The 25,055-nt window shown below is 57.5% G+C and carries 18 protein-coding genes; 8 read left to right on the forward strand and 10 right to left on the reverse strand.

Annotated elements, in window-relative coordinates:
- The first annotated feature begins 82 nt into the window (after positions 1–82).
- Positions 83–1,006 (forward strand): AEC family transporter, encoded by a 924-nt coding sequence (locus tag MJ257_RS01415; protein WP_240267595.1) that lies wholly within the window; start codon positions 83–85, stop codon positions 1,004–1,006.
- Positions 1,007–1,068: 62 nt separating this feature from the next.
- Here MJ257_RS01415 and MJ257_RS01420 read toward each other — a convergent pair whose 3' ends face one another.
- The 3 genes from MJ257_RS01420 to MJ257_RS01430 form a co-directional block, all read right to left on the reverse strand.
- Complete coding sequence (locus MJ257_RS01420; protein WP_240267596.1) at positions 1,069–2,400, reverse strand: extracellular solute-binding protein; 1,332 nt, start codon at positions 2,398–2,400, stop codon at positions 1,069–1,071.
- 139 nt (positions 2,401–2,539) lie between these two features.
- Positions 2,540–3,337: a response regulator transcription factor gene (locus MJ257_RS01425; RefSeq protein ID WP_240267597.1), complete on the reverse strand. Its 798-nt coding sequence runs from the start codon at positions 3,335–3,337 to the stop codon at positions 2,540–2,542.
- The gene (locus MJ257_RS01430; RefSeq protein WP_372489727.1) at positions 3,334–5,094 is read right to left on the reverse strand and encodes a sensor histidine kinase; all 1,761 of its coding nucleotides are present in this window, start codon (positions 5,092–5,094) and stop codon (positions 3,334–3,336) included. Before MJ257_RS01430 ends, MJ257_RS01425 begins: the two co-directional genes overlap by 4 nt.
- Positions 5,095–5,299: 205 nt before the next feature.
- Here MJ257_RS01430 and MJ257_RS01435 point away from each other — a divergent pair, with 205 nt between their 5' ends.
- The 4 genes from MJ257_RS01435 (at position 5,300) to MJ257_RS01450 (ending at position 9,852) form a co-directional block, all read left to right on the forward strand.
- Complete coding sequence (locus MJ257_RS01435; RefSeq protein WP_240267598.1) at positions 5,300–6,022, forward strand: HAD family hydrolase; 723 nt, start codon at positions 5,300–5,302, stop codon at positions 6,020–6,022.
- Between the two features lie 164 nt (positions 6,023–6,186).
- Entirely contained in the window at positions 6,187–7,665 is a 1,479-nt protein-coding gene (locus tag MJ257_RS01440) for a spore germination protein (protein WP_240267599.1), read from the forward strand.
- Positions 7,666–7,673: 8 nt separating this feature from the next.
- Positions 7,674–8,756: a GerAB/ArcD/ProY family transporter gene (locus tag MJ257_RS01445; protein ID WP_240267600.1), complete on the forward strand. Its 1,083-nt coding sequence runs from the start codon at positions 7,674–7,676 to the stop codon at positions 8,754–8,756.
- Positions 8,749–9,852, forward strand: coding sequence for a Ger(x)C family spore germination protein (locus MJ257_RS01450; RefSeq protein ID WP_240267601.1), 1,104 nt, complete (start codon positions 8,749–8,751; stop codon positions 9,850–9,852). The genes MJ257_RS01445 and MJ257_RS01450 overlap by 8 nt, the downstream gene beginning before the upstream one ends.
- Positions 9,853–9,873: 21 nt before the next feature.
- On the opposite strand, the gene MJ257_RS01455 is transcribed toward MJ257_RS01450, so the two are convergent.
- Positions 9,874–11,898 carry a GTP-binding protein gene (locus MJ257_RS01455; RefSeq protein ID WP_240267602.1) on the reverse strand — a complete coding sequence of 675 codons (2,025 nt, stop codon included), beginning with the start codon at positions 11,896–11,898 and terminating at the stop codon, positions 9,874–9,876.
- The gene (locus tag MJ257_RS01460; protein WP_240267603.1) at positions 11,895–13,061 is read right to left on the reverse strand and encodes an SGNH/GDSL hydrolase family protein; all 1,167 of its coding nucleotides are present in this window, start codon (positions 13,059–13,061) and stop codon (positions 11,895–11,897) included. The genes MJ257_RS01455 and MJ257_RS01460 overlap by 4 nt, the downstream gene beginning before the upstream one ends.
- 153 nt (positions 13,062–13,214) lie before the next feature.
- On the opposite strand from MJ257_RS01460, the gene MJ257_RS01465 reads away from it, so the two are divergent.
- Entirely contained in the window at positions 13,215–15,020 is a 1,806-nt protein-coding gene (locus tag MJ257_RS01465; protein ID WP_240267604.1) for a copper amine oxidase N-terminal domain-containing protein, read from the forward strand.
- A gap of 82 nt (positions 15,021–15,102) precedes the next feature.
- Here MJ257_RS01465 and MJ257_RS01470 read toward each other — a convergent pair whose 3' ends face one another.
- The 3 genes from MJ257_RS01470 to MJ257_RS01480 all read right to left on the reverse strand — a co-directional run bounded on the left by MJ257_RS01470 (position 15,103) and on the right by MJ257_RS01480 (position 17,410).
- The gene (locus MJ257_RS01470; RefSeq protein WP_270406201.1) at positions 15,103–15,852 is read right to left on the reverse strand and encodes an amino acid ABC transporter ATP-binding protein; all 750 of its coding nucleotides are present in this window, start codon (positions 15,850–15,852) and stop codon (positions 15,103–15,105) included.
- 12 nt (positions 15,853–15,864) lie between these two features.
- Positions 15,865–16,524, reverse strand: a complete 660-nt coding sequence (locus tag MJ257_RS01475) for an amino acid ABC transporter permease (protein WP_240267605.1) — start codon at positions 16,522–16,524, stop codon at positions 15,865–15,867.
- Positions 16,525–16,624: 100 nt separating this feature from the next.
- Positions 16,625–17,410, reverse strand: coding sequence for an amino acid ABC transporter substrate-binding protein (locus MJ257_RS01480; RefSeq protein WP_240267606.1), 786 nt, complete (start codon positions 17,408–17,410; stop codon positions 16,625–16,627).
- A 515-nt stretch (positions 17,411–17,925) separates the two neighbouring features.
- Here MJ257_RS01480 and MJ257_RS01485 point away from each other — a divergent pair.
- Positions 17,926–19,578 (forward strand): glycoside hydrolase family 9 protein, encoded by a 1,653-nt coding sequence (locus MJ257_RS01485; RefSeq protein ID WP_240267607.1) that lies wholly within the window; start codon positions 17,926–17,928, stop codon positions 19,576–19,578.
- A 514-nt stretch (positions 19,579–20,092) separates the two neighbouring features.
- Here the strand turns inward: MJ257_RS01485 and MJ257_RS01490 are convergent.
- Both MJ257_RS01490 and MJ257_RS01495 read right to left on the reverse strand, forming a co-directional pair.
- Positions 20,093–21,778: an SGNH/GDSL hydrolase family protein gene (locus MJ257_RS01490; protein ID WP_240267618.1), complete on the reverse strand. Its 1,686-nt coding sequence runs from the start codon at positions 21,776–21,778 to the stop codon at positions 20,093–20,095.
- A gap of 32 nt (positions 21,779–21,810) precedes the next feature.
- Entirely contained in the window at positions 21,811–22,728 is a 918-nt protein-coding gene (locus tag MJ257_RS01495; RefSeq protein ID WP_240267608.1) for a helix-turn-helix domain-containing protein, read from the reverse strand.
- Positions 22,729–22,883: 155 nt separating this feature from the next.
- Between MJ257_RS01495 and MJ257_RS01500 the strand changes: the two genes are divergently transcribed.
- On the forward strand, positions 22,884–25,019 hold the full coding sequence (locus MJ257_RS01500) for a glycoside hydrolase family 52 protein (RefSeq protein ID WP_240267609.1): 2,136 nt from the start codon (positions 22,884–22,886) through the stop codon (positions 25,017–25,019).
- Positions 25,020–25,055 lie beyond the last annotated feature (36 nt).

Consider the following 25,055-nt stretch of genomic DNA (forward strand, 5'->3'; position numbering starts at 1 on the left):
CTGCCTGCGAACGGTATTCAATATATGCGTATAAGTACATGTTTTTGAACTACCTCTATAAGAAAGAAGTGAACAGCCAGAGATGATCGGCGATATTGTACTGGACGTCGTTTTGCCCATTTTTGTCTTGATTGGATTAGGCGCATTGATGCAACGGGCTTTTAATTTGGATTTGTACACGCTCGCCAAGATTAACTTCTACTTCGTGACGCCCGCGGTCGTATTCGTCAGCATGTACGAATCGGAGATGTCCGCCGAACTGCTGGGAAGCGTTACGGGATTTTATATTTTATACGTCCTGCTGCTCTACGGGGTCAGCCTGCTCGTCAGCCAGCGCCTGAAGTTCGGGCCGGGCATGCGGGCCGCCTTCACTAACAGTCTGATTCTCGACAACTCCGGCAATTACGGGCTGCCGATCAACCAACTGGCGTTTAAAGGCGATCCGTTGGCCGCCTCGGTACAAGCGCTGGTGATGACGTTCCAGAGTCTGGTCACGTTCACCTACGGCGTGATGTCCGTCCAACGGGCCAAATCCGGCGGTACGCTGAAAGCCGCTCTGATCGGTTTTATGAAGATGCCCGTGCCTTACGCCTTGGTGCTCGGGATGGCGCTGCACCTGCTCGGATGGCCGCTTCCTTATTTCGTAGCCAAGCCGCTGGGTTACATCGCCGATTCGATGGTCGCCATCGCGCTGCTGACGCTTGGCGCGCAAATCGTGAAATATCCGCTTCGGCTCGATCGGATCGACGTTTACGTCAGCGTAGCCCTGCGACTGCTGATCGGTCCGGCCATCGGCTTTGCGCTCGTATGGGCGCTGGGCCTCAAAGGGATCCCGGCCCAAGCCCTGTTGATCGCTTCCGGCATGCCGACCGGCGTGAACAGCACGATCCTAGCGGAAGAATACGACAACGAACCGGATTTTGCCTCGCAAACCGTGCTGATTTCCACGCTGCTGAACATCATCACCATGACCGCCCTGATTTCTTTGTCCCAATACGTAGGATAATGCCGAAGAACCGCAAGAACCTTCCGCCGATGAAGCGGAAGGTTCTTGCGGTTTAGCCGTAATTAATCGCCTTTCTGCAGCGCGGCTTCATGCTCTTTCACGAATTGCTCCGGCGTAACCGCTTTGCCGAAGAGCGCCTGGATCATATTCAAATGCGTTTGCGCGGCGTTCCATTTCATCTGCACGTCGGCGAATAATGTCAGGTTGCTGGCATTGTTCAGCTCATCCAGCAAATCGATATAGAGCTGCGGCAAATCCGAAGCGGAAGTGTCTACCTTCGTTGCCGGAATAACCCCCGCCGTGCTGACCGATTCGGCCCCCCACTTGCTGATGAAATACTCCACGAATTTCTTCGCTTCATCTTTGACTTTGGAGTTCTCCGCGACAAACAAGCCTACGCCAGGCCCGCCTACCCAACTGTTGATATCCCCCTTGCCGCCGGCGAAGGTCGGGAATTTGAAGAAGCCCACATTCTGTTTGAAACTCATGGGGACGTCCGGATTGCTCGTAAAGTTAGGAACCTCCCAAGTTCCTGCCAGGAACATGGCTGCCTGTTCATTCATGAATACGGATTTGCCTTCTTCATTGGACAAGCCGTTAAAGCCTTTGTTAAACGCGTTCATATCCACCAGCTGTTGAATTTCGGCAGCCGCCTGAATCAGCGCCGGATCCTCGAAGGTGCCGGAGCGGTCGATCGCCTTCTTCAACGTTTCCGGTCCGCCGAGCCGGTCGGCAAGGTACATATACCAGATCGAGCCCGTCCACCGGTCCCGGTTCCCAAGCGCGATGGGCGTTACCCCTTTGCTGTTCAACGTACGGATCACGTCCAGGAACTGATCGTAGGTATGCGGCACTTCCAGATCGTATTTATCAAAAATAGCTTTATTATAATAGATCGGCGAAATGTTCAGCTCGATCGGCAAGCCGTACGTTCTTCCCTGCACCGCGTAAGCATCGGTTGCGCCCGGAACGAATTGGTCCTTCAAGCCGCGGTCCAGCAAATCGTCGAGCGGGGCGAACAGGTCGCCCTTCACGTACGGGTCCATAAAACCGGCAGCCCAGGTCACGCCTACGTCGGGCAGCTCGTTCGCAGCGGACAAAATTTTCAGTTTGTTCTTATACTGCTCGTTCTCCATTACTTCCTGCTGAATCGTTATATTCGGATGTTCGGACTGGTACTGGTCGATGATTTCGTTCACCAGCTTATTTTGCTGCGGCGAAGCGCCTGCTGGCCATAGATGCATGAACTGAATCGTAACGTTCCCGCCCGCCGCCGATGCCGCCTGGTTTTCCGCGCTGCCGCCTCCCGCCGCCTTACCGCCGGTGCAGCCGGAGAGTCCCAGCAACAGGAGAAGCGAAATCAACAGGACGGGTGTTGTTTTTTGGTTGGACATGCTTGATCCCCCTAGTGATCACGGTTATTTAGTGTAACCGCTTCAATCCAAGTGTATCACGTTGATGATTGCGCTTCCATAGCACGGATAGGGCGAGGACCGGTTCTCCGCAAATAATGTCGAATTTTCCGCCCTGCCTCTACGTGTCCGCCTCCGTCTCCTTCGTCTGGCTGCGGTATTTGCTGGGACTCATGCCTTCATAGCTTTTGAACACCTTAATGAAATATTTGTCGCTCTGATAACCTACCCGTTCTGCGATCTCCCCGACGGACAGAGTCGTCCGCAGCAGCAGCTCTTTGGCGCGAAGCACCCGCAGCCGGCTAATATATTCGCTGAAGGTCAGGTCCGTCTGTTCCTTGAACAGCACGCTGAAATAACTGGGATTCAAATGCAGACGATCGGCAACTTGACGCATCGTGATCGGCTCGTGCAAATGCTCGTCCAGGAAGCTCAGCGCCTCGCGCACCTGGGGAGTATACTGCGTATCCGTCTCTTTCGTCTCCAGCAGCCGCGGATCGACCAGCTTCTCCATCGTTTCGATCCGGTGCCGGTCGTCCTCAACCAAAAGTGCCTGTTCCACGGCCTGGACCAGCTTATGCTTATCCACCGGCTTCAGCAAATAATTCACGACGCCCAGCTGCATCGCTTTTTGCGCGTATTCGAACTCCGCATAACCCGATATGATGATGGCGACCGGTTTGAACTGCTTGTGGCGCTGCTGCATCTCGATCAGCTCCAGCCCGCTAATGCCGGGCATGCGGATATCCGTGATCAGCAGATGAGCGACATGGTTCTCCAGCCAAACCAGCGCAGCTTGACCGCTGTCCATCGATTCGATCCGGTATCGGCCGGCAGACCAGGCTTCCAGCGTTTTCGTAAACCCTGCCCTCGTCCTTGGCTCATCCTCCACCACAAGAATCGTTTTTGTCTGCTTCATACCGTTCCCCCGTATTCGCTAGGTATTTCAAAGCTTATGGCCGTTCCTTCGCCCGGAAAGCTCGTTACCTGCAACCCATGCTTTTCCCCTTGTTCTCCGTCAAAATACAAGCGCAGCCGCCGCTGCACGTTCACGATACCGACGCCTGTCCCCTTGGTGGAAATGGAAGGCCCTCCTTCCATGGCCTGCAGCAAGCCGAGCAGCGTATCCTCGTCCATCCCGGGACCGTTATCCCGTACGGTGACTTTCACGTACCCCTCCCGCTCCGACGACTCGGCGCTTATACTCACTTTGCCCTGTCCGATTTGTTTTTCAACCCCGTGCAATATCGCGTTTTCCACCAGCGGCTGAATCAGAAGCTTCGGAATTTTGACGTGGCGGAACTCGCCGGCGTCAATGGACCAGGTTAACCGGTCCGCAAGGCGAATATCCATCAGCTGCAGGTAGCGCTCCACATGCTCCAGTTCGTCCTCCATCGTCACCCATTCGTCCTGGTTCGGGCTGCTGATGATGTACCGGAACAAGCTGGACATGCCGACCACCAGGTTCGCCAACTCTTCTTCCCCCTTCTCCTCCAGGGACCAATAGAAGGCCTCCAGCGTATTGAACAGGAAATGCGGGTTGATTTGCGCCTGAAGCGCCTTTAATTCGGTGCGGCTCTGCAAGAGTTCCTTCTCGTAAACGACGCGGATCAATTCGTTCATGTTGTCGACCATCTGGTTGTAGGAATTGTTCAGCTCGTTGATTTCCATCGTTTTCGAGAACATCGGGTTCGGCTGCAGCACCCCGAATCTCGCCCCGCGCATCGCCTTGATCAGCCGGAAGATCGGCCGGGTAATCATCGTGGACAGCGACAGCGACACGATCAGGAACAGCAGCACCCCAATGGCCCCCGAGGCGATGACAGCCGTACGCAGGGCGGAAATCCCGCTGGTGACGTAGCTGACCGGCGTAAAGAAGACCAGCGTCCACCCCGTCGCTTTGGAGGCTTGTTTCACCTCGATAAACTCTTGTCCACCAATCGTGATGTTCTTCCCCTGATTGCCCAACAGTCCCTTCACATCCAAGTCCTCCGCGGGAAAGCTGAAATTCGTCGCGACCGGTCGCTGATTTCCATCGACCAGCAAAATGTATTCTCCGCCTTCCCCATCGATCTGCTCATGAATTTGAAAATAAGACCGGTCGATCCGGACCATCAGATATCCTCCGGACGAAAACCAGCGGTCGAGCAGGCTGACCCGTCGCAACGCCAGCACGGAAGACGGGTCGCGCGGATCGATGCCGATCCATACGAGCGCCCCTTTGCCCCAATTGGCCGCATTAATCCACTGGGAGTCGATCGTATCGATCAATTGGGTTTCGTTCAGCGGGAACAAGCGCCGGTAATCGTTCGTGTACAATTCGAGCGATTTGATGCCGGTCACGTAAGCTTGGTAATCGCTGAATAAGGGCAACAACGATTGGCGCGAGCTGAAGGGCGTCTCTTGTCCTTGGACCTCGGCCAGCAGCAGCTTCTGTACGTAGTCATCGGTGGCAACCTGCGTCGTCAGCGTATTGATTTGGGCGATAAGCGCATCCAAGCGTCCGTTCGCTTGCAGGGCGGTTTGGCTGATATGCTTCTCGGCGTTGGTTTCCAGCAGCGCGGACACCCGGGAATACGTGAGTACGCTGGCGATCCCCAGGACAAAAACCATCAGCAGCATGAAACTGATAAAGATTTGATTTCTTAAGGTGAACCATCGTTTCGGTTTTTTCACGTCCGGTCAAAACCTTTCCGTCCAAAGTCTACAACCCGATCCCATCATAATACCGAAAAGGGCCGGATGAAACTATGCATTTTTTGAAGCCGTCCCGTATAATGAGGAGGCGGCGGTTCCCGCTGCATGACAATACATAAGCATTTTAATGGAAAAGGCCGAGGTTTTCTACTACGGCCGCGAGAGGGAGAAGAAGATCATCGCAATGAAGCCAATCACGCCAAACCACGCGGTTTTTTTTGACGTCGACGATACGTTATACGACCACCTGCAGCCTTTTCGCGCAGCGCTGGAGGAAACTTTAGGCACCGGACCGGACTTTCCATATGAGCCGGCCTATCACCGGATGCGCTATTACAGCGATTTCCTGTCCGCCGAAGCCGGCGGCACGCCAACCCATGGCCAGGTGCTTGATACGATGCGCACCGAGCGCTTCGTCCGTTCGCTGGCGGAATTCGGTCTCACGCTGACAACCGGGCAGGCCGCGGCGGTTCAGGCCGCATACCTGAACCGCCAGTTTGACATCAAACCATTCCCCGGAGCTTTGGAACTCATCGGCGAGCTCCAGGCGCAGAGGATCGTCGTCGGAGTGATTACGAACGGGCCGCCGGATCACCAGTGGCGTAAAATCCAGGCGCTTGGGGTAGACCGGCTGATCCCCGCCGAGTTGGTGTTCATCTCGGGCGCGGTAGGCCTGACCAAACCAGATGCTCGGCTGTTTGAGCTGATCGCCGGGAAGCTGGGCAAATCGCCGGAGCAGTGCTGTTATATCGGCGACTCCTGGCGCAACGATGTCGTAGGAGCGGCCCGAGCCGGCTGGCGCGTGATCTGGTTCAACCATCGCGGTGTCCGCCCCGAATCGGAGCCCCATCTCCTTCATGCGCCGGCTGCCAGCTATGACGAACTCGCCCGGCTGCTGTTCGGCTAACTGTTTTAGGACGTAGAAATCAGGAATGCTGCATGCGTTTGCAGCATTCCTTTTTTTTCGTGCAACCTTCCCTCGCCACACCTTCCCTGCATAGTTCGATCCTAGCTACGCACAATAGAAGAAAATGCCTCGGCTGGAGGAATTACGCCTTGTTCTCCCGACTAATGAAATCCATCTTGACGATAGCCAAACAAAAAAACCTGCAGCAATCGCCCCATATATCCGAACCTCAGGCGCCTGGCCCGCTGACGCTGAACCGCGTTCTGGACGAATTCCGGGGCTGCTCCGATCTGGAGCATCGGACGTACCCGGTGATCCAGGCCGATATCTTATACTTCGATCACATGGTCGACAAGCAGAAGTTTATCAACAACGTGGCGATTCCGCTGGAAAACATCCGGCGCGAAGATCTGGACGGGCTCCTGCAGCAGTCCCAATTTGTCCGCGAGGTCGATCCAACAAGGGTCATCCGCGGCGTTTTGGACGGAGATGCCGCGTTGTTCGTGCCGCAGGGAGTTTACCTAATTTCCGTTTATGGTCCGGAAAAGCGGGCCATTGAATCGTCGCAGACGGAATCCACGATCGTCGGCCCGCATGACGCCTTTAACGAATCGCTGGACACTAACCTGTCCATCATCCGCCGCAGAGTGAAGAGCAGCCGGTTAAAGGTCAAGCAATTCGAGGTCGGAGAAATTTTCAAGACCAAGGTTTCTTTGCTTTACATCGACGAGATCGCCAATATGGACTTCGTCGACCGGATGTCGGAACGGATTCGAAGCATCGAGTACAGCGCGGTTTTTGACGGCAGCATGCTTGTGCAATTGATCGAAGATTTTCCATCCACGATCTTTCCGTTGTTCCTGACCTCGGAGCGTCCGGACGTCGCCGTTTCCAAGCTGAACGAAGGCCGGGTGGTTGTAATTATGGACCAAAGCCCGTCGGTGATCGTGGGACCTACGACGGTATTCGAATTTTTCACCTCGCCCGACGATTATTACAGCCGCTGGGCGGTTGGCACATTTCTTCGGGTCCTGCGTTACGTCGCTTTTATACTTACGCTGACGTTAACCTCCATGTATGTGTCTATCACGACGTATCATTACGAGATGATCCCGCAAAATTTACTGGCCTCGATGTCTGAATCGCGCAGCCGCGTTCCTTTTCCTCCTGTCCTGGAGGCCTTGTTAATGGAAACCACCTTGGAACTGCTGCGGGAAGCCGGCGCCCGTATGCCCTCCAAAATCGGGCAAACGATCGGGATCGTAGGCGGTATCGTTATCGGAACGGCGGCGGTGGAAGCCGGGTTCACCAGTAACATCCTGATCATCGCCGTGGCCATGTCAGCCATCGCTTCGTTCGTGATTCCCAGCTACACGATGAGCGGTTCGATTCGGCTTATTCGGTTTGCTCTAATCATCTTGTCGGGGATGCTCGGAAACTTCGGCTTCATGTTCGGGCTGGGCCTGGTCATCATCCATTTGTCCAAGCTGACCAGTCTGGGGGCCCCTTATACGCTTCCGCTCGCACCGATCAAGCCGGCCGACTGGAAAGATATTTTTATTCGGGGGCCCTTTTGGATGTTTTCCAAGCGGCCGAAGCAATCCCGTACCCCTAACGAGACCACAAACAAAATGAAGAAATAGGTGACCCCATGGACCGGGAAAAATTGAATCGCTTCCATATCGCCCTCATGGTGTTCAACACCCAAAGCGGGATCGTCCTGTTCACCCTGCCGCGGGTCACGGCGCACTACTTCGGAACCAACGGCTGGCTGATGCTTATCCCGATGTTCGCGCTCGTTACGCTGAACATTATGCTCATCTCTGCCGTTTACCGGATGGGCCGGGGCGAATCCGTGTTCGACATTCTCGGCGCCTCCCTGCCTCGGTTCATTCTGATCCCGCTATATGTACTGTTATGGGGCCTGTTCAGCATGATCGGCTGCCTGGTCATCAAGCAGTATGCCTTGATTTATCAAATGCTGATTTTTCCGTCGACCTCGGACATGGTCATTAAAATTTTCGTGGATGTGCTCCTGTTCCTTTACATTACCAAGGGGATCTACACCATGTCCAAAGCCAATGTCATATTCTCGTTGCTGTTGCTGCTGCAAATTCCGCTCGCTTTCTACTTCCTCGGTGAATTCGATACAGCGCGGCTGACTCCATTCGTTTTCCAGGAGGGAACGGATAGGATAGAGGGTTTTATCCGGCTCTATGGCGCGTATATGGGATACGAACTCACCCTATTTCTGTTTCCTTATGCGGAAAACACCAAGAGATGGCTGAAATACGTCCATCTCGGAAACGGAATCACCATGTTCGTTTACCTGCTGGTTACCTTTTTGGCTTACGGGTTCTTTGGCCATAAAACCTTGATCCATTCGTCATTTCCGATCCTCGACATGTATGCCTATTTACGTTTTCCGTTCATCGAGCGCATCCAGAACTTTCTGTACAGCCTGTTCCTGTTTTCAATCGTACATACCGGGGCGATGTACTATTGGTCCGGCCAGGTGGTAATGTCGCAGGTTTTTCGCCGAATGAACTGGAAGGTGATCGTACTCCTATCCATGGCCGCTACCGTCGGTGTAGGAATGATCCCGAAAACCTTGATCAAGGTAGAGTCCTGGTTTCGATATTTAACGATCGCGCAAATGGGCTTTTCTTTCGGGTTCCCTTTGCTGCTCATCCTGCTTCTTTTGGTGCACAGGAGGACTAAAAAACATGCTTAAGCGACTCCTTCCCGCTGCAATGCTTTGCCTTGTGCTCGCAGGTTGCAGCCAAGACCAGCGTATCCTGGAGCGAATCGGCTACATCGAGACCGCCGCATTTGATGCCGCTCCCGAGAACAAGATCAAGGCAACGATCAGCATGCCGCTGGTTACGCAATTTGCCCGGGACTCCAAAACGACCGACGAATTGCTGGATACGACCGCCACTAGTCCCAAGGAGGCCAAGTCGGCTCTCTCCTTGCGGACGAGCCGGATCATCGTCAGCGGACAGATTCGCACGTTCATGTACGGCGAAGCCTTGGCCCGTCGGGGGCTTTGGGCTCATATGGATACGTTTCTCCGGGACCCGAGCATTTCGCTCCGGACCGCCATGGTCGTCGTTGAAGGCGAAGCGGGGGCGATCATCAGCCAGGAATATCCTCGCCATACGAAGACGGCCAACTACATCAACAAGCTGCTGCAAAAAGAATTTAACAAGCAGTCGGTGCCCCGCACCGCCCTGCATCAGTTTACCCGCGATTATTACGACGACGGAACGGACCCGATCGCCATCTTGATCAAGGAGCAGGAAAAGGACATTACCATCAGCGGCATCGCCACATTCCGGAACGATAAAATGATCACCAAGCTGCCCTGGAAGGATGTCTACCTATTCTCGCTCCTGTACCAAAATCTGTCCCAAGGCGAATTCAGCATGACGTCGGATCACCCCGACCTGAAAGCAATCTCGTTCCGGGCCGTCCGAAGCAAACGCCGGATCGAGGTATCCAAACGCTCGTCCGGCGAATACGAAGCGGATATTTATCTCAGGGTCGAAGGAGGCGTGGAGGAGTATATCGGCAACGCCAAACTAAGTACGCCCGAGCGGGCCAAGGTCGAAAAGCTGGTCAGCGAGCATATCGCCACGGAAGCGTCCCGAGTTCTGAGGACGCTGCAGCAAAACCGTACTGACGGCATCGGGCTTGGCAAATACGTGCGCAACAAAATGAGCTATGAAGAGTGGAAAGGGACGGATTGGCATGATTTATTCGGCCAAATGACGGTGCGCGTCCACTGCTCTTTCTACATGAAGAATTTCGGTGCGTATTTCGATTAGTAACATAGCCTGAGCCTTGGCTTAGCCCTGCAACGCTTTCCGCACGCTGAGGATGTACTTCGCCTGGTCCAGCGGATTGACGCCGCGCCGGGTCCGTTCGGCTTGGACGTCCGGCGGGCAGGGTTCATAGCCGGCGAAGGAGGAGGCGAATGTACTCCGTCCCTTCGTATACGAGCTCAGCTCAATCGGGTAATGAAGCGAAGTCGACAACGGCACTTGCCCTTCGATCAGCACCCGCTCTCCCTGCAATTGCGGCGGCTCGAACCGGCCGCGCATTTGCACGAGATCGTTCATGACCCGGCCGGCGTTCTCTTCGGGAACGACCAATCGGACATGCAGGATCGGCTCCAGCAACATGGTGCCGGCATTGGCCAGCCCATCCATGATCCCCATCGGCGTCGCGACGGCAAAGTCAAGCGGATGGGTGTGCCAAACATGATGCTGGCCGTAGGTCAACGTCACCTTCAAATCGGTTACCTCCCAGCCATAAAGACCTTGCTGCAGCGCCTCGGGAACGCGGCGAGCGACCTCGTTCTGGTATTGCGGCAGCAGGTCCTCATCCCGCACGTATGCTTCGTAGACCAGGCCGCTTCCCCGCGGCCCGGGTTCGATCTGGAACCGCAGGATCGCCCAGCAAGGTTTCGGCATCGTATAGGCAACATAACCTTCTCCTTCCTGCTTCGGCGTTTCCTTATAAATGACCGAGGGCTTCCCGAAGGTCACCTGCAGGCCGTAGCGCGACGCCAATACGCTGCTTAAAACCTCCAGTTGGATCGGGCCCATGACCTTCACGTGCAGCTCACGCTCTTCCTGCAGCCATTGCACGTCCAGCAGCGGATCCTCGTCGGACAGCTCCTGCAGCGCATCCGCCACGGCCCGGTATTCCGCCTCGTTGGCCGGATGCGCCCGCACGGTGAGCAGCGGTACGGCCAGCTTGGCTTCCGCCGGGATCGCTTCCGGACGCCCCAGCACGTCGCCGATGCGGATATGGGACAAGCCGCAGACGGCGGCGATGTCCCCCGCCCGCAGCACCCCGACATCCTCGGTTCGGTTGCCGTCGATTTTCCGAATTTGCGTGACCTTCTCGCTAAGATTCTGCGTATGGTTAAACACCGCATCGCGATTGTGGAGGCTCCCTTCATAGAGGCGAACATACGCCATGCGTCCCATCGTCTTGTCGCGTTCGATCTTGAAGACGACGCCGGACAGCGGCGCTTCCGGATCGCCTTCCGCCGGAGGGAAATAACGCAGCATCGCATCCAGCAGCGCCGAAATGCCGATTCCCTTCGCCGCCGCTCCGAACAGCAGCGGGTAGATCCGGGCAGACCGGGCCAGCTCCTCCGCCCGGCTTTCCCAGCGCTCCTGGCCAACACTCTCTCCGCTTAGGTAGGCCTCGAGCAGCGCTTCGTCGCGCTCGGCCAAAGCTTCGATCAAGCGGCTTCGCGCAGCCTCGAACGCTTCCAGGCTTCCGGCTCCGGCGGCGGCTTCCTTGGCATCGTCGCGCCACAAATCCACTGCGCCGCCGTAATCCTGCCACGTTCCGAGCGGATGCTGGACCGGAACGATATCCGGGGACAGATAATTGCGTACTTGCGCCAGCACCGCTTCGGGGTCCGCACCCACGCGGTCCATTTTGTTGATGAACAGGAGCGTCGGAATCCTCAGCTTCGCCAGTGCGTTCCAAATCATTTCCGTTTGCGCTTGAACGCCTTCTACCGCGGAGAGCACCAGTACCGCGCAATCCATCACGCGCAGCGACCGCTCCACTTCGGACAGAAAATCGACATGGCCCGGCGTATCGATCAAATTCACCCGGGTTCCCTTCCAGGCAAACGTCGTCATGGCCGCGCGCACGGAAATGCCGCGCTGACGCTCTACCTCCAACGAATCGGTAAGCGCCGTGCCGTCATCCACGCTGCCCGGCATGCGAATCCGTCCGCTTTCGTACAAGATATGCTCCGTCGTCGTTGTCTTGCCTGCGTCAACATGGGCGAAGATCCCCACATTCAGCCGCGGCGCTTCTATCGTCTCGTTCCTCCCGCTCATCGTTCACCGAAATACCACGCTAAGAACGCATCGGCGACCACTTTGCCTGCCGCGCCGTTCGGATGAGGGTCGTCGCCCGAGCTCATGAACTCCTGGCGCAGGCGATGCTCAAGCGGCGCGGGCTGAGACAACCGGGCCGCCATGTCAAACACGCGGTCGACGCCCGGAAGCGAGACGGAGCGGATGTGATCGTTGACCCGCCGCCATACCTGTTCCCGCTCTTCGTTGAAGTTAAACGGAGGGATGGTAAACAGGATAATTTCCGCGGACGGATCGTTTTGGCGCAACACGGAGACGATGGTGGTCAGGTCGGCCAACAGCTCCTCCGAGGAACGAGCCCCGATGTCAATATCGTTCACCCCAAGCGCCAGGACGATCTGGGTTCTCGTTCCCGGAACCTGGCCCAGCTTTACCTTGTTCAGCCAAGCGCCGTCCCCCGCGGCGTCATAGGCTCTTGCCCAGCCGGAACCGAGATTCCATACGGCGTAATCGCGACCCAGGCCATCGGCGATCCGCGCAACCCAATATTCGTATCCATCCCTGCGGGTTCTCACGCCTTGCGTTATCGAGTCGCCAAGGAATACGAGACGCTGCCGCACCGGCTTCGCGCTGGCGATCAATGCGGGCATCACCAGCAGATTGTCCGACAGGGCAAAGCCTTCGGCGCTTGCTGCAGCGGCACATGCCCCCGGCGCGTCAAAAGCCGTCACCAGCATTTGTTCGGTATTGTAAGGAACCGTTTTGCCCCCCGCCTCCGTTGAAATCGTCCAAGTGAACGCCAGCAGATGCCCTTCCGGCAGATCGACCTTGACCGGATCGCTCCAGAACTTCTCTCCGGGGGCAACCGACCGGGTTCCGCTGCCGCCGTCAAACGTGACGCGAACCTGCGAGCTGGCCTCGACAGAACCGTCCGGTAATGCGCCGCCGTCGGAAACGTAGGCAGCTTCGATCCGCCACTCTCCGCCGAGTGCCCCGCCGCGGGCCACCGAGCCGGTATCCCAAGTCGAGTCGATCGCGTTGCTGTGCCAGAACCGGAGCTCCAGCGCCCCGTGTTCTCTCAATTTCACATAGGTCCGGTAGGTATGCGTGAACTTCTCCGGACGCTCCATAATATAATTGCATGCCGCCGAAACGACGGTGGCAGAAGCATATTGATCCATCATCTGTTTTTACTCCTCCATCCTGCCTGATGTAAACGACTTCATTGTTGATTCTACCATGGGGAGTCCTTCCGGAAACAGAAACTTTTACGAGCGTGGAAGCGTCTAGTTGATATAGAACTTATTGGCATTTGTCATGGAAGGGAGCGTTTTGATTTGAGAAAGAAATTTATCCTGCTGCTATTGACGGCATGCCTTGGACTTGGAACGGCCGGGGTTCATGCCGCAGAGGAAACCGTTAACCAAGGGAGCGGCAGCAAATCGCTGAAGGAGGCGTTCAGCGAGCTTGCGATCATCCCTTACGATTATCAAGGCAAAGCGTTCATTCAAGGACGCAAGACGGATATTGGCGGGGACTACGAGGTCGTTCAGCGAAACGGACGTGTCCTCGTGCCGATTCGTTTGATGGGATACCTGGCCGAGCATACGACGGAGGCGAATCAAGGTTATTGGGACATCGTCTGGAACGCGAAGACGCCTGACGATGTGCTTCTCCAGAACCTTTCGTTGAAAAGAACGGTGAAGTTCAAGGTGAACAGCACGACGATGCTCTTGAACGGCAAATCGGTGAAGCTCGACGTTCCCCCGCAAATGATCGGCGGGCGGGTCATGCTTCCCCTAAGGGATGCCGCGTCGGCGCTTGGCAAACATATCGATTGGCTGGACGGCCTGATCCTGATCGGAGATGCGGCCATTGACCTCAAGCACCCGCAGACGCTGGCGGCGAAGGATTCCATCCGAACGCAGCTGACCGATCGGCGGAAACGGGTGGATTATGAGAAGTTGTCTACCCCGCTGACCCAATTCGGAAATGATGCGTATTACCTGAAAACCGTTATCCGGGACAACGGCGCTTCCTGGGAGGAGCAGCTATTCCGGCAAACGGGAGGCAAAAAAGCGACCCGAATCCAAGTACCCGGCAAACCGGTGTTTCATTCAGGAAAACGGATCGGCGATGTATTCTATTACGTATCCACGGTGAGCGACCAAGCTTACCTGTACGCGTATGACCTTGAGAAACAACAAGCGCAGAAAATTGCCTCGCTTGGCGATTGGCGGCCGGAAGACGGCTGGCTGTCGGATGTATGGAAATGGGAGAACGAATTGTTCGTTAACCTCCATGTCGGGGATTTGACGATGGGAGGCGACACGTTGTACCGGGTGAAGAACGGGGCTCTGCAAGACATAATGTCGGCCAAAAGCCTTGATGGCATCGCCAAAGATCAGAATACCCTCTACTTCACCGATTTCCGGTTTATGACGGAGATGCCTAACAACTTGAGTCGACTCGACATAAGCACCGGGGAGACGTCGTTGCTCGGAGAGCCTGGGTATGCCTATGGCGTCGCCCGCACTGTGGAAGAAAACGAAGGGGTCGGGTTCAGGAGCGACCCCACGCTGGCGTTGAAGGACGGCGCACTCTATGCGATCGGCTTCAAAGAAAGCGATTCGAAGGATCCAAACTCTGTGTACCGGATCGATACAACCGGCCGGACGCACGTGAAGCTGGCGACTGGCGCACGCCAATTCTGGCTGATCGGCGATCGGATCTATTATCGGGATGGAAGCTCGGGGCGCCTGATGCAAACGGGGCTGGAGGGCGGCGAGACCGCTAACGCCGTGTCGTCACGGAGAATCTCCCAGATTCGTCTGTTCGAAAACGTATTTTACTATACGGCATTTAACGGCTATGAGCTGGAGTTATTCCGATTTGACCCGGCCGCAGGCAAGGAGACGATGCTGGCCTCCCTGGCGCCCGGCGCATCGGCCGACACGGCCTTCGAGGTCAACAAGTCCGGCGTGTACTACGTGTCCCAGGGCTACGAGCCCGGCATTTACCACATCGCTCCCGACGGCAAACAGCGCCGTTTAACCAAGGATGCCGTGGACCAGTTCGTATTAACCGAGTCCGGCATACTGTATACGCTGGTTTATAAAGAAGGCGTCTATACGGTGAAATAAAACCAATCTTGCGGCAAAAAAAGGCGGCAGCCTCGGAACTTCAACTACGAAGTCTAAGGCTGCCGCCGTTTTTGAGTTGACTTTAGAGTACCCGCTGCAAAAAGGAACGGGTCCGTTCATGCTGAGGAGCTCCGAACAGCTGCTCCGGCCGGCCGGACTCGATGATCTCGCCGTCCGCCATAAACATCACGCGATCGGCTACCTCCCGCGCGAAGCCCATCTCATGCGTAACGACGATCATCGTCATCCGCTCTTCGGCGAGCTGCTTCATGACCTGCAGCACCTCGCCCGTCAGCTCGGGATCGAGCGCCGAGGTCGGCTCGTCGAACAGCAGGATCTCCGGGTTCATCATCAGCGCCCGGGCGATGGCGACCCGCTGCTTTTGCCCGCCGGACAGGTTGGACGGATAGACCTCCGCCTTGTCGGATAGCCCGACCTTCTCCAGCAGCTCCGAGGCTTTGGCATGGATACCCGCGGCGGGCAACCCCTTGACCAGCTTCGGCGCCAGCTCCAGGTTGCCGCGCACCGTGAGGTGCGGGAACAGGTTGAAATGCTGGAACACCATGCCCATCCGGGCGGTGATTTCCCTCAGCTTGGCGCTGGCGGCGTAGCGTCCGTCGTTGGCCAGCGTCTCGCCGCCGATGCGGATGCTGCCCCCGTCAATCTCTTCGAGATGGGCCAAGGCGCGCAGCATCGTGCTTTTGCCCGAGCCGGACGGTCCGATCACCGCGAGCACCTCGCTGGCGGCGACGTTGAAGGAGATGTCCTTAAGCACCTCCAGGTCGCCAAACGATTTTCGTAAATGATCCACTTCTACGATTGCTTGATCCATAATTCCAGCCCTCTACTCGAATTTAAACTTCCGCTCCAGCGCTTTGAACAGCACGGTAAGCACCAGCGTCATCAACAGGTATAGAATCCCCGCGAGCACGAACGGCACGATCGTAAAATCCCGGTTGACCGCCGTTTGCGCAAAATGCAGCAGCTCGGGTACGGCCACCGCATAAAGCAGCGCCGTATCCTTGACCAGCGTGATCGACTCGTTGGAGACGGCGGGCAACGCGATCCGCAGCATCTGCGGCAGCACGATCCGCGTCGTCGTCTGCCAACGGCTCAGGCCCAGCACCTTCGCCGCCTCGTATTGGCCTTTGTCGATCGCCAGCAGGCCGCCGCGGAAGATCTCGGCGAAGTAAGCCGCATAATTCAGCGTGAAAGCCAGGCAAGCAGCTACAAACCGGTCCATCACGAGGTACTCGCCTATGACCGGGATCACGGGCAACCCGAAACAGACGAACAACATTTGCAGCAGCAGAGGCGTGCCGCGCATGATATAAATATACGCGCCGGCAAACCAGGCGATCGGTTTGATCCGGCTGCGAACCATAAAGGTAAAGGCAAATCCCAGCGGGATCGACGTCACGATGGCCAGCAAAAACAGCAAAATCGTGGTTTCCGTCCCTTCCAGCATCGGCCCCAAAATACTTAACAGATACTCCAGGCTCATTGTCGTTCTCCTTGAATTAGACTTGGACGATGCCCCGCAGGCTAGCCGCGGCCAACAAAAAACCGGATTCCGAAGCAATCCGGTTTTGGCGGGTTCGTTCCTACTTCAGCACCTTATCTTCGCCGAACCATTCTTGCGAAATTTCGGACGCGGTCCCGTCCTGGTTCAGTTCGTCGAGCGCCTGCTGCAGTTTGTTGAGCAGCTCTTCGTTGCCTTTCTTCACGCCGATGCCGTATTCTTCAGGCGCCAGCGATTCGTCCAGCAGCTTAAACGTACCTTCTTCCTTCGCCATGTAATACCGCGCCACGACCTCATCGATCACGACCGCGTCGAGCCGTTTCGTCTTGAGATCGCTGAGCGCCAGCACGTTGTCCGGAAATTCGGAGACGGTTTTGATTTCGCTTTTGATCGGAGCCGCGTTCAGGGCGTCCGCCGCGGAAGACAACGACTGCAGGCCTACCGCTTTGCCGGCCAAATCGCTTAATTGGGCGATTTCCGAATCGGCCAGCGTCACCACGACTTGGCTATTTTTCAAATAAGGCTTCGTGAACAATACCTTGCCCTTGCGTTCTTCCGTAATCGTATATCCGTTCCAGATCAAGTCGATCCGTCCGCTGTTCAACTCGGATTCCTTGGCCGACCAGTCGATCGGCTGGAAGGTGGGCTCCATCCCCATTTTCGCCGCCGCCGCTTTGGCGTAATCAATGTCGAAGCCGACAATTTCGTTATTTTCGTCGCGGAACCCCATCGGTGCGAATTTATCGTCGATCCCGATGACCAGCTTGTTGTCGTCCTTCCCGGAGCCCGAGCCCGAACAGCCGGCCAGCATCGTCAATACCAGAGCCATCACAAGGCCCAACATTGCCATCTTTTTGTTTGTTTTCATCCTGTCTCTCTCCCCCTGAAGTTAGCCACTATGTGTGCAAGCATATTTTAGCGCGCTTCTTATCATGTACCTTTACCTTGTGCTGCTTCCTGTGCTGGTTCATCCTGTACATGTTTCCTTTACGCACACTTGTATCGTGCACCTTTAACCTTGTGCATATTTCTTTCGCGTGCACGCTTCGATCATGCTGCTTTTTCTTGTGCTTGCTTCTACAAGTAGGCCTTTCGTTTGCTTTAGTTCGCTAATACGTTATCAGACTATCATGATACCATACTACCAAAGAAGAGTCGATAGGATGTATAGCGTTTGTCAGAATCTCCCGGTTATTGTGACAATACTTCGAACGTTCCAACAACGTTAAAATTATGACGATCGATCCCTAAATTTCGAGTCTTGTTATTCGGGTCGGAACATGCAAGGATAGAAGAGTAGGTAGAGACAACACGACTGTCGGCCAAAGGATATGCCGTATTTTTGTAAACGTTTACTTTACTGATCGAAAAGAGGGAAATGTCATGAATCAATCCAATACCCCTGCATTGCCGTGCCGGAACATCGCCGTCAACCAGCTCGGATATCCGTCCGAAGCCGCCAAATCATTTGTTTACTCCGGACCGGGGGGCGAGTACGAAATTGTGGATACCGCCTCGGGAGATGTGGTTTACCGGGGGATCACCGGCCCTATGCAGCCGGACGAAGCGTCGGGAACAAGGGTCTGCCGAGGCGATTTCGGCGATCTGAGAACGCCGGGAACCTACCGGGTTTTCCTGAACGGCGAGAGCTCGGCGACGTTTGCGATCGGCAGCAATCCCTATGCCGATTTGCAGCAGGGCCTGCTGAAGGCTTTTTATTATTTGCGCTGCGGCATGGAGTTGGAGGAGTCCTTCGCCGGCCCGTGGAAGCATCACGCCTGCCATGCTTCCGAAGGCATCGTGTACGATGATCCTACCCTCCGTCTGGACAGCCGGGGCGGCTGGCACGATGCCGGCGATTACGGCAAATACACCGGGCCGGGAGCCAAAGCGATTGCCGATTTGCTATTGGCTTACGAAGGGAATCCCCTGGCGTTCGAACGGCCGATCCCGCTGCCGGAGAGCGACGGCCGGATGCCGGATGTGCTGCACGAATGCCGTTATGAGCTGGATTGGCTGTTTAAGATGCAGGATCCCCGGTCGGGCGGCGCCTTTCACAAACTGACGACGAAGCAATTCCCGGCACTGGACATCATGCCGGAGGACGACCGGGCAGACCTTTATTTCCTGCCGGTCTCCGCCACCGCTACCGCTTGTCTGGCCGGCGTGATGGCGATGGCGGCGCGGGTTTACCGCTCGTTCGACGACGCCTTCGCAACCCGCTGCCTGCAAGCGGCTGAACGCGCCTGGGCTTGGCTGGACCGTACGCCGCCTCACCCGGACGGGCCCGGTTTCAAGAATCCGGCCGACGTCGGCACAGGAGAATATGGCGATGCCAGCGACCTGGACGAGCGGTATTGGGCAGCGGCTGAGCTATTCCGCACGACCGGTGAAGCGAAATATCACGAAGCCTTCCGCGGGCTGGCTGCCCAACCCTTCGCCAAATACGAGCTGGGCTGGACCAATATGAGCGGCTACGGGACGATCGCTTACCTGCTCGGCGCAGAAGCGGGAGCAGACACGGATGCCGCACTGCTCGCCGCGCTGCGGCAGGGGCTGCTCGAAGATGCCGAGCGATTGGCCCGTCGTTGCGCGGAAGACGGCTATCTAACCTCCTTGCGCCCGGAGGATTACATTTGGGGCAGCAACATGGTGCTCATGAATAACGCGATGCTCCTCATCCTCGCCGGCCGTATTGGCGGCGAGGAACGTTACCGGGAGCTGGCGCTGGAGCATATCCATTATCTCCTGGGCCGCAACGTGCTGGATCTCAGCTACGTGTCCGGATTCGGCGACCGTCCGGTCAATCGCCTGCACCATCGCCCGTCCGTAGCGGACGGGGTCGAGGCGGCCGTTCCCGGCCTGGTGTCCGGGGGCCCGAACCGGAACCTCAACGATGACTATATGATGGAGCATCTGCAGGGCCAACCGCCGGCAAAGTGCTTCGTCGACCATGAGTTAAGCTACGCCGGCAACGAAGTGACGATTTACTGGAACTCGCCGGCCGTATTCGCCGTATCTCAGTTTGTGAAGTAACCTTTCACTTCAAAGGACGCCGCAGCGCTTGCGCCTGCGTGCGTCCTTTGTTTGTTTGGCTCGGACGCTCGCTATGTCCCGGGAGGCATTATAAATGGCTCCGCGTTCGTGGCCGCGCCTAGCCCGGGCGATCTATATGAAATTTCATACTCATTAGGCCGTGATGACGCCAAACGCCAAGGATATGTATGAAATTTCGAGCATAATCGCTTGATTATCGTCAAAACGAGGAATTGTATATGAAATTTCACACTAAATAGTCTGTGTAGGCGCCTAACGCCATAGATATGTATGAAATTTCGAGTATAATCGCTTGTTTGACGGTCAAATGTAGAAGTTCATGACTTGTGCCTTAAGCGGCGGGCGGTATCGGGAATCGATAGGTTCTTCTTCCATACCAAATAACCCGTCGCCTACCCCGTCGATCAACTTGCGCAAGCAAGCCCTTCTCCCCTCCTGTCCCTCGCATGCAAAAACCGCCCGATTCGCATCGGACGGTTCTCGGTTACTGCTGCTAGCGGTTCGTAACCGCGGCAAGGGCAAACTGCACGATCGGCGTGACGTCGGGCAAGCTGTGGGGATGATGGCCCCCACCCGGCTTGAGGATCGTCGTCACCGTGCCGCCATAGGCTTGGTAGGCGCGCTCCAGCACCGCGCCGTTCTCGTCGAACGGCACGTCGACGTCGGCGTCGCCGGAGACGAGCAGCACCGGCACGCCGGCACGGGCCGGTGCGTCCAGCCCCGCCAGCAGGCGCTCCGTCTCCTCGCCGGCAAGGCGGGCGACGTCTGCCGGAGAAGACGCGGCTTGGGCGATGCCGTACGCCGCCAGACAGTCGCGCCACTCCTCCGGCGCGCCCCGACCCGCACCCTGGCCCCCCGGCCAGCTGCGGATGTCCACCACCGGCGCGTCGAGGTACAACGCTGCGACGCGATCCGGGTACAGCGCGGCGTAACGCAGCGCGTACAGGCCGCCCCGGCTGAAGCCGAACAGCACCGGCTTCGGGGCGAGCCCGTATTTCGCGGCCAACTCGGCGCGAAAGGCTTCCATCTGCCCGGCGGCGAACGGGCAGCCGTAGAGGTGGCTCAGCCGGCAGTAGGCGACATGCCAGCCTTGCTCGAGCAGGGCCAGGTCGGCGTCCGCGAACGCGCCGAAGAACTCGCTCCGCCACACCCACGGCCGGCCGGGCGCGGCCTCCCGAGGAGCGACCGCCACGCATTCGCGGCCGCCGAAGTAAAAGTCGGTGCGCGTGAATCCTTCCCATTCGCGCACCTCCTTGCTCTCCGCGCCGCCGTCCGCCGCGGCTGCCCGACTGATCGCCGGCAGCAGCGCCTCGGCTTGCTGCAGCGCTTCCGCCAGCGGCGGCGTCTCCATCTTGTTCGGGTTCGTGTGCCCGACATGCTCCCGCCATGCCGCGTTCAGCACGGCCCGGCGCTCGCCGACGAGCCGGATGAACGCGCTGTCGCCGCCGTCCGCCCAAGACGGCATCCGCTCCAGCTCCAGATGGAAGACGCGGCTCAGGATCGTCCGTGCGATCACCCAATGTCCGTCTTCGTTCGGATGGATGCCGTCCCCGTAACGATAGCCGGGGTCCGCTTCGCGGCGCGCGCGAATCAAATCGCCAAGCGGCCCGCGAAGATCCACCACCGTCAGCCCTTCCGCCTCGCCGTACTCGCGCACCCAAGCCGCATAACGATCCAACACAGCGTTATAATCGATGTAAGGACGCTCAAACGAGTAGTCGTCCATGCCTTCCGGCAATGCCTCCCCGCCGATCGAGGCAACGTCGAACGGCGGCGGCGTCATCAGGATGACGCGGGCTCCGGTGCCGCGAATCCGCTCCACGGCCCGGCGCACTCCGCCACGATAGGCTTCGAAGCGCTGCTCCCCAAGCGGATGGTAGATGCCGTCGTTCATCCCGTAGCAAATAAACGCCCAATCCGGACGCGTTTCCTCTAAAGCGCGATCCAGTCGTTCATGCACGCAGGGACGGGGAAACGGATGATCCGCTTCGCTCGTTCCCGCCGCGGTTTCGCTGCTAACTCCCAAATTGATCCACTCCAGCCGGCGTTCCGGCAGATGCTTGAGGAAAAAGGCCTCCAAATTACGGATATACGTCCCATTCTCCGTAATGCTGTCGCCAAAAAAAACGATTCGCTTACGGAGCGGCAACGCGAGTAAGTCAGCGCTTTCAATTTCCATGGTCAAAGCAGCCAACCCCTTTCTATATAAAGTTAAATATGAAACCGGCTCCGGAACTTGCCGGGCGATTCGCCGGTCCAGCGTTTGAACTGCCGGCTGAAATGAGCGATATCCTTGTAGCCCAGCCGCATCGAGACGGCTTCCACCGACAGCTCCGGCTCCATCAGCAGCAGCTTGGCTTTCTTCAGCTTCAGCGCTGATAAATACTGGCGCGGCGACATCCCGTAGACGCTGCGGAAGATCCGGTTGCAGGAGGACGCGCTGTACCCGAGCCCGGCGGTGACCGCCGCGACGGTTTCGCGCGACCGGTCCCCGTCGGCACCGTCGCCGCCGCCGAACCCTTCGCCCGTTGCGGCGCTCCAGGCCTCCGGCTCCTCGACGCTGCGCTCCAGGCCGGCGGCGATCTCCGCCGCGATGCGGTTCATCCGGCTGCCGGGAGCGCCGGCCTCCCGTTCCGCCAGCCCTTCGCTCAGGCCGGCGAACAGCTCGAACACCGCGGACAAAGCCCGCATCTTGTCCGCCAGCTTCGCGCCCGCCCCATCCGAGGTCAGCGCGATCAGCTTGTCCAGGCTCGGCCGGATGACCGCGGCCAGCGGACCGTCCGCGCCGTGCAGAAGGTCCTCGCCGCGGCACAGCAGCTCGCGAAGCACGGGCTCGTCGACGTTAAAATGCAGGCAATAATACGTCATCGGCTCCGTCCCGAGCGCCCGGCTTTCGTGCACGTCCTCGGGGCGCAGCAGCAGGAAATCGCCGGGCTGCTGGATGAATCGCCTGCCGCCCACGATCATCTCCTGGCTGCCCGCCAGCAGCAGGTTCACCTCGAACAGCGGGTGGCTGTGGCGCGGGTACGACCACTCGCTCGTCACCGTCCGCAGATGCGCGGCAAAGAGCTTAAACGTCGAATCCATATCCGGCAGCATATATTCGGTCACCTGATGCTCTCTAGCCACCCTCGTCCCTCCGCTTCCACGTTATGGGACCTCCCGCCTCGCGCCTTTGAACGTTTTGGATAAATCCATTGGCGGTTTGGATATGGGCGTTCCCCCAAAGCCTTGTTATAATCAAACTAGCACAACCGCAGCCAATTGAACAGGAGGTAATCAACTTGGGTAAAAATATATTTTTCAACGCGCATCACTCCCCGATGGGGGCTTTCGCCAGCTTTACGTTGGGACATCCCGGCAAGAGCGGCGGTTTCGATCTTGAACTGGGCAGTCCGCCTAATCAGAACATCTATATCGGCCTGCAGGACGACGGGCAAGAGCGTTACCGGGCCCTGCCGTTTTACGGGGAAGGCTTGGACGAGCGGGACCGTTATACGACTGAAGAGAGCGGTGACGGGGCCAGCGAGCAGCATTCTGTCCAGAAAAAAGAAAGCGGTCTCATCGTGCCCTTCGGCCGCAGCGAGATCGTGCGCCGGTTTGGTGCTGCGATCGACGAATGGCAAGCCGGCGATTTGACGTTCCGCCTGATCTCGCCGTTTGAAGGCGTGCCCGACCCGGGGACGGCGACGGAGGAGCAGCTGCGTTTCGCGCTCATGCCGGCCGTACTGGCGGAGATCACGGTGGATAACACGCGGGGAACCTCGGCGCGCAAAGCCTTCTTCGGCTTGCAGAACGTCGACGCCTTCAGCGCGATCCGCCGCTTGGAGGACGTGACCGAGGGCCGGATTTGCGGAATCGGCCAAGGCCGCCATACCGCGATCGCGGCGAACGACCCGCGGATCACGAGTGCAGGCTTTTTCACGATGGAAGCGATTCTCAAGCCGAAGGTTACGGAAAATCTGCGGTTTGGCCTCGGACCGGTAGGCGCCTTGCTGATGGATACCCCGGCCGGCGAAAAAGCCACTTACCGCTTTGCGCTCTGCTTCTATCGGGCAGGGTACGTCACCACCGGGATGGACGCGTCCTACTATTACAACCGGTATTTCGCCAACATTGAGGACGTGGCCGCCTATGCGTTGGATCAATTCGACCGTAAGCTGGAAGTGGCCCGTCAAGCCGACGCACTCGTTAGCGACGCCAAGCTGAACGAGGATCAGAAGTTTATGCTCGCCCACGCTATCCGCAGCTATTACGGCTCCACCGAGCTGCTGGAGCATGAAGGTCAGCCGCTTTGGGTCGTAAACGAAGGCGAATACCGGATGATGAATACGTTCGATTTGACGGTCGACCAGCTGTTTTTTGAGCTGAAAATGAATCCATGGACGGTCAAAAACGAACTGGACCTGTTCACCCGCCGCTATAGCTATCGAGACACGGTGCGGCTTCCTGGAGATCCGGCCGAATATCCCGGAGGGATCAGCTTTACGCACGACATGGGCGTGGCCAACACGTTCTCCCGTCCAGGGTTTTCGGCTTACGAACTACATGCGATCGACGACTGCTTCTCCCACATGACGCACGAGCAGCTCGTCAACTGGGTGCTAAGCGCCGCCGTTTATTTGAATCAAACGAACGACCGCGACTGGATGGACCGCAACCTGCCGATTCTGGAGCAATGCTTGGAGAGCATGGTGAACCGCGATCATCCGGACCCGGCCAAGCGGACCGGCATCATGGGCCTCGACAGCTCCCGGACGATGGGCGGAGCGGAAATCACGACTTACGACAGCCTGGACGTTTCGCTGGGGCAAGCGCGCAACAACATTTATTTGGCAGGCAAGAGCTGGGCGGCCTACGTGGCGATGGAGAAGCTGCTGCGTACAGGCGGTCGCGCAACGGCAGCTGAGCTGGCTGGGCGGCAAGCCGAGCTATGCGCAGCAACGATCACCGCGCACCTGCTGCCGGGTGGCTACATTCCGGCGGTCATTCAGGAGAACAATGACTCCAAAATTATCCCGGCCATCGAAGGGCTCGTCTTCCCGCTGTACACCGGCTGCGAAGAAGCGCTCGATCAGAACGGCCGGTTCGGCGAATATATCCGGGCGCTGTCAACGCACTTGAATACGGTGCTGAAGCCGGGCGTCTGCTTGTTCGATGACGGCGGCTGGAAGCTGTCCTCGACGAGCAATAACTCCTGGCTCAGCAAAATTTACCTGTGCCAATTCATCGCTCGCCGGATCCTCGGCCTTGCTTGGGACGAACGGGGCCAAGCGGCCGATGCGGCGCATGTCGCCTGGCTGACCTCCGAGAAGAACGCCTACTGGAGCTGGAGCGACCAGATGATGGCCGGCGTCATTTGCGGAAGCCGGTATTATCCGCGCGGCGTGACGGCGATATTGTGGCTGGACGAGAATTAAGAAGCCGAATACGCAAAAAAAGGCCGGCCCCCCAAG

Origin of the sequence: Paenibacillus timonensis, from assembly GCF_022427145.1 — a bacterium.
In the GTDB taxonomy this organism is placed as follows: domain Bacteria; phylum Bacillota; class Bacilli; order Paenibacillales; family Paenibacillaceae; genus Fontibacillus; species Fontibacillus timonensis.

Coding starts and splice junctions, on each gene's coding strand:
- MJ257_RS01415 (WP_240267595.1), top strand. CDS start 83: ATGATCGGCGATATTGTACTGGACGTCGTTTTGCCCATTTTTGTCTTG.
- MJ257_RS01420 (WP_240267596.1), bottom strand. CDS start 2,400: ATGTCCAACCAAAAAACAACACCCGTCCTGTTGATTTCGCTTCTCCTG.
- MJ257_RS01425 (WP_240267597.1), bottom strand. CDS start 3,337: ATGAAGCAGACAAAAACGATTCTTGTGGTGGAGGATGAGCCAAGGACG.
- MJ257_RS01435 (WP_240267598.1), top strand. CDS start 5,300: ATGAAGCCAATCACGCCAAACCACGCGGTTTTTTTTGACGTCGACGAT.
- MJ257_RS01440 (WP_240267599.1), top strand. CDS start 6,187: ATGAAATCCATCTTGACGATAGCCAAACAAAAAAACCTGCAGCAATCG.
- MJ257_RS01445 (WP_240267600.1), top strand. CDS start 7,674: ATGGACCGGGAAAAATTGAATCGCTTCCATATCGCCCTCATGGTGTTC.
- MJ257_RS01450 (WP_240267601.1), top strand. CDS start 8,749: ATGCTTAAGCGACTCCTTCCCGCTGCAATGCTTTGCCTTGTGCTCGCA.
- MJ257_RS01455 (WP_240267602.1), bottom strand. CDS start 11,898: ATGAGCGGGAGGAACGAGACGATAGAAGCGCCGCGGCTGAATGTGGGG.
- MJ257_RS01460 (WP_240267603.1), bottom strand. CDS start 13,061: ATGATGGATCAATATGCTTCTGCCACCGTCGTTTCGGCGGCATGCAAT.
- MJ257_RS01470 (WP_270406201.1), bottom strand. CDS start 15,852: ATGGATCAAGCAATCGTAGAAGTGGATCATTTACGAAAATCGTTTGGC.
- MJ257_RS01475 (WP_240267605.1), bottom strand. CDS start 16,524: ATGAGCCTGGAGTATCTGTTAAGTATTTTGGGGCCGATGCTGGAAGGG.
- MJ257_RS01480 (WP_240267606.1), bottom strand. CDS start 17,410: ATGAAAACAAACAAAAAGATGGCAATGTTGGGCCTTGTGATGGCTCTG.
- MJ257_RS01485 (WP_240267607.1), top strand. CDS start 17,926: ATGAATCAATCCAATACCCCTGCATTGCCGTGCCGGAACATCGCCGTC.
- MJ257_RS01490 (WP_240267618.1), bottom strand. CDS start 21,778: ATGGAAATTGAAAGCGCTGACTTACTCGCGTTGCCGCTCCGTAAGCGA.